Genomic DNA, 12,370 nt, shown 5'->3' with positions numbered 1-12,370 from the left:
GGGCCGGTACAAGCGACGGCATAACCAAAGTCATTTTTATTCTTTAGCCCTCGCAGAACCACCCGCTATAGTCGCAGGCACTCTGTCTACACCCTTTCAATAACAAGGACGCAACGTGAAAAAACTCTTCAGCGCCTCGCTGCTCGCCGCAGGCCTTGCCCTGGGCAACCTCGCCCAGGCCGCCCCGACCCTGCTCAACGTTTCCTACGACGTGATGCGCGACTTCTACAAGGACTACAACCCGGCGTTCCAGAAGCACTGGGAGAAGGAACACAACGAGAAGGTCAACCTGCAGATGTCCTTCGGCGGCTCGAGCAAGCAGGCGCGGGCAGTGATCGACGGCCTGCCGGCCGATGTCATCACCATGAACATGGCCACCGACATCAATGCCCTGGCCGACAACGGCAAGCTGGTGCCGGACAACTGGGTGACCCGCCTGCCGAACAACAGCGCGCCGTTCACCTCGGCCACCGTGTTCATCGTGCGCAAGGGCAACCCGAAAGCGCTGAAAGACTGGCCCGACCTGCTCAAGGACGGCGTGCAGGTGATCGTGCCCAACCCCAAGACTTCGGGTAACGGCCGCTACACCTACCTCTCGGCCTGGGGCTATGTGCTCAAGCAGGGCGGCGACGAAAGCAAGGCCCGCGACTTCGTCGGCAAGCTGTTCAAGCAGGCGCCGGTGCTCGATACCGGTGGCCGTGCCGCCACCACCACCTTCATGACCAACCAGATCGGCGACGTGCTGGTGACCTTCGAGAACGAAGCCGAAATGATCGCCCGCGAGTTCGGCCGCGACCAGTTCGAAGTGGTCTACCCAAGCGTCTCGGCCGAAGCCGAGCCGCCGGTGAGCGTGGTCGACAAGGTGGTGGCCAAGAAAGGCACCCAGGCCGTGGCCGAGGAATACCTGAAGTACCTGTGGTCGCCTGAAGCCCAGGAAATCGCCGCCAACAACTACCTGCGCCCGCGTGACGCCACGGTACTGACCAAGTACACCGACCGCTTCCCGAAAGTGGACTTCCTGTCGGTGGAGAAGACCTTCGGTGACTGGCGCACCGTGCAGAAGACCCACTTCAACGACGGTGGCGTGTTCGACCAGATCTACACCAACCAGCAGTAATCGATGTAAGCAGGGCTGGCCTCTTCGCGGGTAAACCCGCTCCCACAGGGACCCCACACCACTCAGGCCTGCGGTGATCCTGTGGGAGCGGGTTTACCCGCGAAGAGGCCGGCAAAGGCAATATCACCCCTGGCGGAATACCAGGGCCTTCAACCCACCCTCCGGGTCCGCATCGGGAAACTCCGGCGGGTTCTCCAGCCGCTCGACAAACGCCAGCCCCGGCGCATGCTCGGCCATGCCGTCAATCAGAAACTGCGACTCGATCCCCGGGTCGTTGACACAGGCCAACACCGTCCCACCCTCGCTCAGCAACTCTGGCAAGCGTCGCAGGATCTTCCCGTAGTCCTGGGTCAGCACGAAGCTGCCGCGCTGAAAGGTTGGCGGGTCGATGATGATCAGATCGTACGGCCCGTACTTGCGCACCTTGCCCCACGACTTGAACAGCTCGTGCCCCAGGTACGCCACGCGCGAGGCGTCATGGCCGTTGAGGCGGTGGTTGTCACGGCCACGGGACAACGCCGACTTGGCCATGTCCAGGTTGACCACCTGCTCGGCGCCACCGGCGATCGCCGCCACCGAAAACCCGCAGGTATAGGCGAACAGGTTGAGCACCCGCTTGCCCGCCGCCTGCTCGCGCACCCAGCGCCGGCCGTAGCGCATGTCGAGGAACAGGCCGTTGTTCTGGCGCACGCCCAGGTCGAGCAGGTACTTCAGGCCATCCTCGGTGACTTCGCGCTGCTGGCAGGGTTCACCGAGCAGCCACTGGCCTGGGCTGTCGGGCAGGTAGCGGTGCTGCAACAGCATGGCCTGGCCAGTCCACTGCGGGCGTTCGGCCAGGCTGCGCAGCATCGCCTCGAGCTCAGCCAGCTGGCCCTCGGGTGGCTCACGGAACAGTGCGACCGACAGCACACCGTCGAGCCAGTCGACGGTGATCTGCTCCAGCCCCGGCCAGCAACGGCCACGGCCATGGAACAGACGGCGGGTCTCAGTCGGGGCAGGATCGAGGGCGGCGAGCAGGTGTTGCTCAAGGGTGGCGATGGCTGGGCTCATATCGGTCATGGGTCGGGCAAAAGCGCCATTCTACCTGCTGGGGCCCGCGCCGCCATCGAATGCCGAACGTTCAGCCCAAGCCGCGCGCGTCCAGATACCCGGCCAGGTAGTCGATGAACGCCAGCACCTTGCCCGTGGCCCGACGGTGGCTCGGGTACACGGCCAGGATCTGCGGGCCGAAGGCGTCCGGGTCGATTGTGTAATCCGCCATCACCTGCACCAGCCGCCCATCGGCCAGGTACGGCGCGCCGCTCCACATGGGCACGTGGAACAAGCCGCCCCCGGCCAGCGCGCTGGCCAGCAGCAGGTCGTAGTTGTCGCTTTCCAGTCGCGCGTTGGCAGGCTGGAGCAGGCTGAGCCGTTCGCCGTCCTTTTCCACCCACCAGTAAGTCCGGCTCAAGGCGGCATGCCGGTACAACAGCCAGTCGTGCCGGTCGAGGGTCTGCGGGGTGACGGGCAGCGGATTGCGCGCCAGGTACGTGGGGCTGGCGCACAGTGTCAGGCAGTTGCGCCCGACCGCCTTGCCGATCAACCCCGGCAAATCGCCCCGGCCCTCGCGCAGGGCCAGGTCGTAGCCGCTTTCGACCAGGTCGACGAAGGCGTCGCTCAGGTCCACGCGCAGGCGGATCTGCGGGTACTCGCGCAGAAAGCCCGCGCACACCTCATCGAGAAACGCCCGGCCATAGGCCAGTGGCGCGGTCAGGCGCAGGATGCCGTGCAGGCCATGCTGGATCTGCCCCACCACCTCACCCACCTCGTGCAGGCGCATCAACACCTGGCGCGCGGTCTCCAGGTACACCCTGCCCGCTTCGGTGAGCACCGTGCGCCGGGTGCTGCGCTCGAACAGGCGCACCCCCAGCTCCGCCTCCAGGTGGCTGACGGCCTTGGTCAACGCCGACGGGGTCTTGCCCAACTGCTCCGCGGCGCGGCTGAAACTGCCGTGCTCGGCAGTGGCGACGAACATGCTGACAGCGGCGAACTTGTCCATGGTTTTTCCTGGCAGGCAAAAGCGTTTTTCGCGTTTCGGGCATTCTGCCGGCCCGAGCCAGTGGCTAGTCTCGCCGGCAAGCCCAAAAAAACAAGAGGTTCGTCGATGAAAGCTTTCAAACCCACCCTGCTGGCGGCGGCGCTGGCTTTTGCCTCGTTGGACGTCATGGCCGCCGCCGACCTGGTGTTGCTCAACGGCAAGCTGTACACCGCCGACCCCGCCCAGCCATCGGCCCAGGCCATGGCCGTGGCGGACGGCAAGGTGCTCAAGGTGGGCAGCGATAGCGAGATCAAGGCCCTGGCCGACGCCTCGACCCAGGTCGTCGACCTGGCCGGCAAGCGCCTGCTGCCCGGCATGATCGACAGCCACAACCACGCCATCTTCGGCGGCCTGGAACTGTCGGCGGCCAACCTCGACAGCGAAGAAGGGGTCAGCACCCAAGACTTCGAACAACGCCTGCGCGGCTGGCGCGACGATGGTCGGGCGCGCCTGGGCGACGTACTGGTGGTGGTCGGAGTGAGCTCGACCTACTGGGCCAAAGCCGAAGAACTGGGCCGCACCTTCAACCATGGCGAGTGGCAGAACGTGCCGGTGGTGTTCATCGGCAGCGACCACCACACCGCCTGGGCCAACCAGGCCATGCTCGAACGCGCGGGGATCGACGCCCGCCTGCTGGCCAGCCTGCCGGCGGCCGAACGCGGCACCTTGGGCAAGCGCAAGGACGGCAGCCCCAACGGTTTCGCCGTGGACGCCGGCTGGGACCGCATCGCCGCCGCCATGCCCGCGCACAGCGCCGAGGCGCTGCTGCACGCCGCCGACGCCGCGGTGAAGTACAACAACAGCTTCGGCATCACCGCCTGGATGGACCCGGCCGCCAACGCCGCCCCGGGCGAGTCGCTGTTCAGCCTCAAACCCACGGAGAAATCGGTTGGCGTATTGCCGGCCTACAAGGCGCTGGCCGCCCAGGGCGGTCTGAACGCCCACGTCGCCGCCCTGCTGGTGGCCAACCCGAAAAGCACCCCGGCCGACCTCGATACCCTGGACAAGGTGCGCCAGCAGTTCCAGGGCATCCCCAACCTCACCCTGCCGGGGATCAAGATCTTCGCCGACGGCGTGGTCGAGTACCCGGCGCAGAGCGCAGCCATGCTCGAGCCCTACCGCAACACCCACGGCAACGGCGAGCTGCTGATCGACCCGGCGCACTTCGGCGAACTGGTCAGCGCCGCCGACGCCCGCGGCTGGCTGGTGCACATCCACGCCATCGGCGACCGCGCGGTGCGCGAGTCGCTCAACGGCATCGCACAGGCGCGCAAGGACCGCCACAGCGGCGTCACCCATTCGCTGACCCACCTGCAACTGGTCAACCCCGCCGAGTTCGCCCGCCTCAAACCGCTGGACGTGATCGCCTCGATGCAACTGCTGTGGGCCTCGGCCGACGAGTACACCGTGGACATGGTCAAACCCTATGTCAGCAGCGCGATCTACCCCTACCAGTACCCGGCCCATTCGCTGCTCAGCCATGGTGCCACCATCGCCGGCGCCAGCGACTGGTCGGTGTCTTCGCCCAACCCGTGGCTGGCGATCCACCAGGCCATCACCCGCGAAGGCCCCAAGGGCGTGCTCAACGCCGCCGAGCGCATCGACCGCCAGACCCTGTTGCAGGCCTACACCCTCAACGCGGCCAAGGCCATCGGCCTGGACCGGCAGATCGGCTCGCTGACCCCCGGCAAACAGGCCGACTTCATCATCCTCGACCGCGACGTGCTCAGCGTCGCCGATCAGGACCTGGCCGACACCCGCGTGCTGCAGACCTGGTTCGGCGGCCGCGAAGTGTACAAAGCCGACCTCTGACCCCGTCGCCCCCTGCCCGGCTCCCGGCGGGGGCCTGGCCCAGCCGTGCCCCGCATCTACCGACAATCACAACAACAGGTATCGCCATGCGCCGCCTCACCCTGCTCGCCCTCACCCTGGCCCCCCTCGCCTGCCAGGCCGTGCCACTGAACGACGACTTCAGCCTGGAGTTCGACCTCGCCCTGCACAGCGACTACCGCAACCGCGGCATCTCGCAGACCCAGAACGACCCCGCCGCCCAGTTCGGCGCCACCTTGCAGCACGCCAGCGGCCTGTACCTCGGCGCCTGGACCTCCAATGTCGACTTCGGCTTCGGCTCCAAGACGCGCCAGGAGGTGGACTACTACGCCGGCTGGTACTGGCAGGCCAGCGATGAGGTGAGCCTGGACCTGGGCTACCTGAAGTACACCTACCCCAAGTCGAGCCTGTACAACCAGAGCGAGTACTACGCCGCGCTGACGGCCTACGGCTTCAAGCTGGCCGCCAATTATTCCGACAACGCCGGCAACCTGTTCGGCGAGGACCAGGACACCCTCTACACCTATGTCGGCTACGAAGCTCAACTGCCACTGGAGGTAGGCTTGCAGCTGCGCTACGGGCGCATGGACTTCAAGGACCCGATGTTCATCTCGGCCAGCGAGCGCACGGCCGACAGCTACCGCGAATGGGAAGTGAAGCTGACCCGCGCCTTCGCCGGGGTCGACTGGAGCCTGGCCTATGTCGACACCGACCTGTCGCAAGCCGAATGCGCCAGCAGCTATGGCTTCGACGATGTCTGTTCGGCGACGCTGGTAGCCAGCGTCGCCAGGAAGTTCTGAAGCGGCCCGCTGCTAAGGCCTGGCCACGCCCTTGGCGCGCGCCGGGCGCAACCACCAGCCCTGCTGCATGCCCGCCGCCGCCAACAGGATCAGGCCCACCCCCAGCCATTGCAACGGCACCAGTCGATGCCCGAAGGCCACCCAGTCCACCAGGATCGCCGCGATCGGGTAGATGAACGACAGTGCGCCGGTCAGCGCGGTGGGCAGGCGCTGGATGGCGCTGTACAGCAGCACGTACATCAGCCCGGTATGGACGATGCCCAGGGTCACCAGGCTGCCCAATGCCGGCCACTCACCCGGCAGGCCGCCGAGCTTCACCCACGGCGCCAGCAGCAACACCCCGGTGCTCACCTGGATCAGCGCGATCAGGTGCGGCGGCGTGCCGGTCAGGCGCTTGATGATCAGAGCCGCCAGCGCATAAAGGAACGCGGCCCCCAGCGCCAGGCCGATGCCCAGCAAGTACTCGCTGCCGCTGGCTTGCCCGGCGCCATGGGCGCTGACGATGGCCAGCATGCCGACAAAGGCCACGCCCAGCCAGGTCAGCTTGGCCAGGGTGATCTTCTCGCCGAGAAACAGCGCCGCCAGCCCCACCAGCATGAACGGCTGAACGTTGTACACCGCCGTGCCGATGGCGATCGATGCCCGCGAGTAAGAGGCGAACAGCAGCACCCAGTTGCCGACGATCGCCACCCCGCTGGCCACCGCCAGCAGGAAGGTGGCGCGGGTCAGCACGCCGGGCTTGAGAAAGCCCATGGCCGCGCAGATCAGCAGCAAGGTGCCGGCGCCGAACACGCAGCGCCAGAACACCACTTCCAGCACCGGTTGCCCGGACACCAGCACGAACCAGCCGATGGTCCCGGAGATCAGCATGGCGGCGACCATTTCCAGGGAGCCGCGACGCAGCGAATTGTCCATCTCACACCTCCTGTACACGATGGCCACAGTATGCGCGGGGTGCTGCTGGGCCTTCCAGCGGATAGCGAAGGCAAATTCACCAGTTCGCCTTTACTATCAAGGCCAATCACCCGTATTGCCTAACGAGGTAGCCATGACTGACGACATCGACCAGCTATTGATCAATGCCTTGATGGAGGACTCTCGCCGCTCGCTCAAGGCCCTGGCGCAGATCAGCGGGCTGTCGGCGCCCAGCGTCAGCGAGCGCCTGCGCCGCCTGGAGGAACGTGGCGTGCTGCGTGGCTATACGGTGGAGGTGGACCCACGCTGCTTTGGTTACCAGTTGCAGGCCATCGTGCGCGTGCGCCCACTGCCTGGGCAGTTGCAGGAAGTGGAACGGCAGATTGTCGCCATCCCCGAGTTCACCGAATGCGACAAGGTTACGGGGGAGGACTGCTTCATCGCCCGGCTGCATGTGCGCTCGATGGAGCAGCTGGATACCCTGCTCGACCGGCTCAATGTGCTGGCCGAGACCAATACCGCGATCATCAAGAAGACCCCGGTGAAGCGCAGGCTGCCGCCGATGGCGTGACGGCTGGCGCCGCAGCCGCTGCGCAGGGCTTGAGACATGCACCAAGGCGGACAGCGGTGATGGCCCAGGCTTAACGGCCCGAAACAGATGTAGGAGCGGCCTTGCGCCGCGATGCGCCGCGCGGGCGGCGCTCGATCTGATAGGCGCTGAAGGAACATCGGCGGGCACCTGGTGGCCCACATGCGATTTCAAGACAGGCCCTTAGGCGTCACACCGTTGGCCCTGGGTAGTCAGGATCGGGTAACGGCCACCAGATGCCTGCCGGGAGATTGGGTGAAGGCCACCAGGTGCCTGGCGATGATTTTGTAGCGCCTACAAGATCGAGCGCCGCCCGCGCGGCGCATCGCGGCGCAAGGCCGCTCCTACATCTGTTTCGGGCCAGTCATTCCTGTGAGGTCACCGCTGTCCGCCTTGTTGGCATGGCGCTATATCTCTGTGCGCGCTGAAATGCGCCTACGAAGACCGGCCAATATCCATGCAACGTGTGCAACTCCTGACTTCGCCAACTTTCACGAAAAATCAGATTAAAGCCCTTACTTGTAGTCCATTTCCCAAACATACTGTTGCCGCCTTTTTTCCGTTGCGGTCGCTTTGGCATCACCCTAGTCTCGGCGAGTCGCTGAATTCGGCGATCGGCTTTGACAGGCCGCGACGGTACTTAGGTATGCAGCGCCTCAATGGCAGCTGTACGTGCGGGCACGCTTGCGTGCGCCGGAACTTCCTATGTCCGCCGGTCTGTCAACCCACGTACAGCTGCCACCCTTCTGTTTGACAGCGGGCAGGTGGTGGCTCCTTTAGAGATATAGGAGCTCAAATGTTAAAGATCGTCCCCGATCCACCCCACAACCATCACTCCCTCGAAGACACCCTGATCCAGGCCACGGAGTACGCCCTGTGCGCTCAGGCCGTGGCGCATCAGGCCATTTCGGTCCAGCAGCCCAAGTCCCCCGCGTCGATTCTGATCATGGCGTTGATGCATGAGATCGAGGCGCTACGGGTGCTGCTCGAGTCGGCATTGATTCAGGTGCAGATGCCGCAGATGGAGCGCCGGGCGTTCCACTAGGCCGTTGGTCATGTGTCGCCTGGGCTGGCGCTATCGCGGGGCAAGTCGCATCGGCGCACCGCCGCTCCCACGCCACCCCCAGCCCGCAGGGTTATGCCTGCATCCGTGGGAGCGGGCTTGACCCGCGATGGGGCCCGCCCAGGCATCGATCATTTCAGGGAGAGTGAGCAATGAACACAGACGACACCACGCCCCGCACCACTGCGGGCAAGACCAAGTTCTACCAAGGCGAAGGCATGACCGCCCCGCTGTTCTGTATCGAACCCGGCATCCCCTGCCAGCACGCGCGCGACCAGGCCTCGGAACTGATGGGCTGCGTGCGCGACCTGACCATCACCGGGATCATGGAGGAAAAACCGCAACTGCTCTGGGCGTCGTATTACCTGAGCGCGCTGGCCAAGGCACTGATGGATGATGCGGAGCTGGGGATGAAGCACTGAGGGGTGGATTGCCCGTGAGACAGGCGCATCGGTATCAGCGCGCACCGCAATATCGCGTCATGCCAACAAGGCGGACAGCGGTGACCTCACAGGAATGACTGGCCCGAAACAGATGTGGGAGCGGGTTTACCCGCGAAGCGCCGCGCGGGCGGCGCTCGATCTCATAGGCGCTACAAAAGCATCGCCAGGCACCTGCTGGCCTTCACCCAATCTCCCGCCATGCGCCTGGTGGCCGTTACCCGATCCTGAATACCCAAGGCCGGCGGTGTGACGCCCAGGGGCCTGTCTTGAAATCGCATATGGGCCACTAGGTGCTCGCCGAAGTTTCTGCAGCGCCTATGAGATCGAGCGCCGCCCGCGCGGCGCTTCGCGGGTAAACCCGCTCCCACATTTGTTTCGGGCCAGTCTTTCCTGTGCCATCACCTGGTCTGCCTTGTTGGTACGACGCGGCATCGCTGTGCGCGCCGAATGAGCTAGCTTGCCGGCGAAAGTCCTGCACACACGCCCTGGCGATTTTTTGTACACACAAATGTCACCTTAAGTGCCATTTTTGTGTGCACTTTTGCGAAGCAGCGCCCCATTAGGTTACACACTAGGGCCAACTAATTTTGACCAATTGATCAACTAATTCGCATCTCGAAAAATTTAAACTGTTCATTCGGTCAACTTATAAATCCTTACTTTCAGCTACTTATACTTCGACTAGCCAAATTCAAAATGATGGCCACCTGAAACTTGGATTCACCCTGGCATAGAACTGGCTTTTGTGTGTTCGTGTTTTGTATACAAGTTAAACAAAACATAAATACACAAGAACCCGCAGCGTCGCCCCGAACCGCGACCGCCGCGCCCAGAACCCAGTGATGCCAACGCCTGCACCGACGAGATGGCGAGCCCGTGCGCCAGCGCCCGCTCATCGCAGTCACACGCATCAGGAGCCGCCGGAATGAGTAGCAGCCTCCCCCTTGCCCCTGAACTTTCCGTTGCCAGCACCAGCCCCGCCTCAACCACCCTCGAAGGCCACCCGGCCGACCTCGAACTGAGCCCGCGCCTGCATAACCGCGATCTCGCCCCGACCAAAGCCGAAGGCCGGCGCTGGGGCGGCTACAGCATCTTCGCGCTGTGGACCAACGACGTGCACAACATCGCCAACTACTCCTTCGCCATGGGGCTGTTCGCCCTTGGCCTGGGCGGCTGGCAGATCCTCCTGTCGCTGGCGATCGGCGCGGCGCTGGTGTACTTCTTCATGAACCTGTCCGGCTACATGGGGCAGAAAACCGGTGTGCCGTTCCCGGTGATCAGCCGCATCGCCTTCGGCATCCATGGCGCGCAGATCCCGGCGCTGATCCGCGCGGTGATCGCCATCGCCTGGTTCGGTATCCAGACCTATCTCGCTTCGGTGGTGCTGCGGGTGCTGCTCACGGCCGTCTGGCCGCAAGTGGCCGCCTATGACCACGACAGCATCCTCGGCCTGTCGAGCCTGGGCTGGGTGTGCTTCGTGTCGATCTGGCTGGTGCAGCTGGTGATCCTCGCCTACGGCATGGAAATGGTGCGCCGCTACGAAGCCTTCGCCGGCCCGGTGATCCTGCTCACCGTGGCCTGCCTGGCGGTGTTCATGTACTTCAAGGCCGACGCGCGCATCGCCTGGTCGGTTGCCGAACCGCTGAGCGGTTACGAGATGTGGCGCAACATCTTTGCCGGCGGCGCTCTGTGGCTGGCGATCTACGGCACCCTGGTGCTGAACTTCTGCGACTTCGCCCGCAGCTCGCCGTGCCGCAAGACCATCCGCGTCGGCAACTTCTGGGGCTTGCCGGTGAACATCCTGGTGTTCGCCGCCATCACCGTGGTGTTGTGCGGCGCGCAGTTCCAGATCAACGGCCAGATCATCGACAGCCCGACGCAGATCGTCGCCAGCATCCCCAACACCCTGTTCCTGGTGCTGGGCTGCATGGCCTTCCTGATCGTCACCGTGGCAGTGAACATCATGGCCAACTTCGTCGCCCCGGCCTTCGTGCTCAGCAACCTGGCGCCACGCCACCTGAACTTCCGCCGTGCCGGCCTGATCAGCGCCACCCTGGCGGTGCTGATCCTGCCGTGGAACCTGTACAACAGCCCACTGGTGATCGTGTACTTCCTGTCGGGGCTGGGCGCCCTGCTCGGCCCGCTGTACGGCGTGATCATGGCCGACTACTGGCTGCTGCGTAAGGGCCGCATCAACGTGCCCGAGCTGTACAGCGAGAACCCCGCCGGCGCCTACCACTACACCAAGGGCATCAACCTGCGCGCCCTCGCCGCGTTCATCCCCGCCGCGCTCTTGGCCATCGTCCTGGCCCTGGTGCCTAACTTCCACAGTGTCGCGCCGTTCTCCTGGCTGATCGGGGCCGGCATCGCCGCCGCCCTGTACCTGCTGATCGCTCCGCGCCACGTCCAGTACCACGACGTCAGCGGCGAGTGCATCGCCGTCGACCACAGCAGCCACTGAATTCAGGGAGATCCGTCATGCGTATTCTGATCGCCAACGTCAACACCACCGCCGCCATCACCGAGGCCATCGCCGAGCAGGCGCGCAGCGTCGCCGCGCCGGGCACCGAGATCGTCGGCCTGACGCCCTGGTTCGGTGCCGAATCGGTGGAAGGCAATTTCGAGAGTTACCTGGCCGCCATCGCCGTGATGGACCGGGTGCTGGCCTATGACCAGCCCTACGACGCCGTCATCCAGGCCGGCTACGGCGAACATGGCCGCGAAGGCCTGCAGGAGTTGCTCAACGTACCGGTGGTGGACATCACCGACGCCGCCGCCAGCACAGCGATGTACCTGGGCCACGCCTACTCCGTGGTGACGACCCTGGACCGCACCGTGCCGCTGATCGAGGACCGTCTGAAACTGTCGGGCCTGTACGACCGCTGCGCCTCGGTGCGTGCCAGCGGGCTGGCGGTACTGGAGCTGGAGGCCGACCCAAGGCGGGCCGTTGAAGCCATCGTCGAGCAGGCCGAACGCGCCGTACAGGAGGACAAGGCCGAGGTGATCTGCCTGGGTTGTGGCGGCATGGCCGGGCTTGACGAAGAAATTCGCCAGCGCACCGGGGTGCCGGTTGTGGATGGCGTGAGTGCGGCGGTGACCATTGCCGAGTCACTGGTGCGCCTGGGCCTGAGCACCTCCAAGGTGCGCACCTATGCCACGCCGCGGGCGAAGAAAGTGGTGGGCTGGCCGATGCGCTTCGGGCGTTGACTCGGCCCCAACTTACAGACAGCAGTCTGGCGAGCCGCTTACTGCGGCTCCTGCCAGGGCGCCAGATGACGCACCAGATTCTGGCATCCGTCAACGCAACGCTCTGCCCAGACTCGTTGTGGCATGAATCTGCAACCTTGGCATTACGCTGAACTGCCTGCAAAACGCAACTTCAGCATTATCACTACTCGCAATCGCAAGTCCCACCTGTCAATTCTGTCAGTTGTGCCGTTGAACGAGCCGCCCGTTTAATGAGACTGCATCAGGGAAGTTTGTGCCATGTCCCTGGGCCAAGTGCGTGCTGCTAGCGCTCGACCATGATGCACTCA

The 12,370-nt window shown here is 64.6% G+C and carries 11 protein-coding genes; 8 read left to right on the top strand and 3 right to left on the bottom strand.

Features of this window, described 5'->3' with window-relative positions:
• Nucleotides 1-115: 115 nt before the first annotated feature.
• Nucleotides 116-1,117 (top strand): sulfate ABC transporter substrate-binding protein, encoded by a 1,002-nt coding sequence (locus tag DM373_RS20530; protein ID WP_110995308.1) that lies wholly within the window; start codon nucleotides 116-118, stop codon nucleotides 1,115-1,117.
• 123 nt (nucleotides 1,118-1,240) lie between these two features.
• On the opposite strand, the gene DM373_RS20525 is transcribed toward DM373_RS20530, so the two are convergent.
• Nucleotides 1,241-2,167, bottom strand: coding sequence for a class I SAM-dependent methyltransferase (locus tag DM373_RS20525; protein ID WP_110995310.1), 927 nt, complete (start codon nucleotides 2,165-2,167; stop codon nucleotides 1,241-1,243).
• A gap of 70 nt (nucleotides 2,168-2,237) precedes the next feature.
• Nucleotides 2,238-3,155 carry a LysR family transcriptional regulator gene (locus tag DM373_RS20520; protein WP_110995307.1) on the bottom strand — a complete coding sequence of 306 codons (918 nt, stop codon included), beginning with the start codon at nucleotides 3,153-3,155 and terminating at the stop codon, nucleotides 2,238-2,240.
• A gap of 105 nt (nucleotides 3,156-3,260) precedes the next feature.
• Here DM373_RS20520 and DM373_RS20515 point away from each other — a divergent pair, with 105 nt between their 5' ends.
• Both DM373_RS20515 and DM373_RS20510 read left to right on the top strand, forming a co-directional pair.
• Complete coding sequence (locus DM373_RS20515) at nucleotides 3,261-5,006, top strand: amidohydrolase (RefSeq protein WP_110995306.1); 1,746 nt, start codon at nucleotides 3,261-3,263, stop codon at nucleotides 5,004-5,006.
• Between the two features lie 86 nt (nucleotides 5,007-5,092).
• Nucleotides 5,093-5,824 (top strand): TorF family putative porin, encoded by a 732-nt coding sequence (locus DM373_RS20510; RefSeq protein WP_110995305.1) that lies wholly within the window; start codon nucleotides 5,093-5,095, stop codon nucleotides 5,822-5,824.
• 12 nt (nucleotides 5,825-5,836) lie between these two features.
• On the opposite strand, the gene DM373_RS20505 is transcribed toward DM373_RS20510, so the two are convergent.
• Nucleotides 5,837-6,739, bottom strand: coding sequence for a DMT family transporter (locus tag DM373_RS20505; RefSeq protein ID WP_110995304.1), 903 nt, complete (start codon nucleotides 6,737-6,739; stop codon nucleotides 5,837-5,839).
• A gap of 133 nt (nucleotides 6,740-6,872) precedes the next feature.
• On the opposite strand from DM373_RS20505, the gene DM373_RS20500 reads away from it, so the two are divergent.
• The 5 genes from DM373_RS20500 to DM373_RS20470 all read left to right on the top strand — a co-directional run bounded on the left by DM373_RS20500 (nucleotide 6,873) and on the right by DM373_RS20470 (nucleotide 12,041).
• Nucleotides 6,873-7,310: an Lrp/AsnC family transcriptional regulator gene (locus DM373_RS20500; protein ID WP_110995303.1), complete on the top strand. Its 438-nt coding sequence runs from the start codon at nucleotides 6,873-6,875 to the stop codon at nucleotides 7,308-7,310.
• Nucleotides 7,311-8,124: 814 nt separating this feature from the next.
• Complete coding sequence (locus DM373_RS20495) at nucleotides 8,125-8,373, top strand: hypothetical protein (RefSeq protein WP_110995302.1); 249 nt, start codon at nucleotides 8,125-8,127, stop codon at nucleotides 8,371-8,373.
• Between the two features lie 170 nt (nucleotides 8,374-8,543).
• On the top strand, nucleotides 8,544-8,813 hold the full coding sequence (locus DM373_RS20490; RefSeq protein ID WP_110995301.1) for a DUF3077 domain-containing protein: 270 nt from the start codon (nucleotides 8,544-8,546) through the stop codon (nucleotides 8,811-8,813).
• A 946-nt stretch (nucleotides 8,814-9,759) separates the two neighbouring features.
• Nucleotides 9,760-11,295, top strand: a complete 1,536-nt coding sequence (locus tag DM373_RS20475) for an NCS1 family nucleobase:cation symporter-1 (RefSeq protein WP_110995300.1) — start codon at nucleotides 9,760-9,762, stop codon at nucleotides 11,293-11,295.
• Nucleotides 11,296-11,312: 17 nt separating this feature from the next.
• On the top strand, nucleotides 11,313-12,041 hold the full coding sequence (locus tag DM373_RS20470) for an aspartate/glutamate racemase family protein (protein WP_110995299.1): 729 nt from the start codon (nucleotides 11,313-11,315) through the stop codon (nucleotides 12,039-12,041).
• The last annotated feature ends 329 nt before the right edge of the window (nucleotides 12,042-12,370 follow it).

The organism is Pseudomonas sichuanensis, from assembly GCF_003231305.1.
Taxonomy (GTDB): domain Bacteria; phylum Pseudomonadota; class Gammaproteobacteria; order Pseudomonadales; family Pseudomonadaceae; genus Aquipseudomonas; species Aquipseudomonas sichuanensis.
The sequence above is the reverse complement of the archived record's forward strand: the minus strand, read 5'-3'. Positions and strand labels throughout refer to the sequence as shown.